Consider the following 836-nt stretch of genomic DNA (forward strand, 5'->3'; position numbering starts at 1 on the left):
GGGGTCGAGGGGTCAGGCGGGGTCGACGACGGTGGTCAGCAGGCCGGTGGTCAGGTCGTAGGCGTATCCGCCGATCTTGAAGTTGTGGATGCTGGATGCCAGTTCCGGGGCCGCGTGCAGCAGCGCGACGTCCTCGCGTACGGTCGCGGCGGGGTCGAGGACGGCCATGGCGGCCGCGGTGAGCTCGTCATAGCCGCCGCGGGCGGCGTAGCCGCGGCGCAACTCCTCGTCGGCGAACAGGCCGGAACCGCAGTCGGTGTGGTGGATGAGCGCGACTTCGAACCAGTCGGCATCAGGGGTCTTGTTCTCGTGCAGGTGGCAGATCCAGGCGAGGTCCTTGATGATCGCGGGGGTGACCCGGCCGCCGACGTTGCGGGCGACGATGGCCTCGCCGAGGCCGGTGCCGAGCACGGCCGCGGGCTCCACGCGCGGGTCGATGCAGGTGATGACGTACACCTGCTTGAACGGGATGAACGGGATGGCGGGGACGGCGCTGTTGGCGCCGGTGGCCGCGAACTGTGCGTTGCGCTCGAGGTAGACGGTGAAGTTCGAAGAAGGCATGGCAATGGTTCCGATCAGGAGTGGTGACGGCGTGGGTGGATGGCGAGACCGCGTGGTGGGCCTCGGGAATCAGGTTCGTGACAGCTGCGTGCTGTGCGGCCGTGCGGCGTGCGAGGACTCGATCGGCCGCCGGCTCGCGGCCGTCACCGCGGCGTGCGCGGGGTCGAGATCGGCGGTGTGGGCCTCGGCGAAGCGCTCGGGCCTGGGCGTCACGTCATCGCCGCCGAGCGGGTTCGGCGCGATGCGGAGGTTGTCGGGGATGGGCGGGCTGCCTG

At 70.5% G+C, this 836-nt stretch carries 1 protein-coding gene and 1 pseudogene; both read right to left on the reverse strand.

Annotated elements, in window-relative coordinates:
- Positions 1 to 12: 12 nt before the first annotated feature.
- Positions 13 to 561, reverse strand: coding sequence for a carbonic anhydrase (locus KDL01_RS41470; protein WP_212534202.1), 549 nt, complete (start codon positions 559 to 561; stop codon positions 13 to 15).
- Between the two features lie 69 nt (positions 562 to 630).
- Positions 631 to 836, reverse strand: a pseudogene (locus KDL01_RS41475) (hypothetical protein); the annotation flags it as partial.

It is taken from the genome of Actinospica durhamensis, assembly GCF_018139695.1.
Taxonomy (GTDB): Bacteria; Actinomycetota; Actinomycetes; order Streptomycetales; family Catenulisporaceae; genus Actinospica; species Actinospica durhamensis.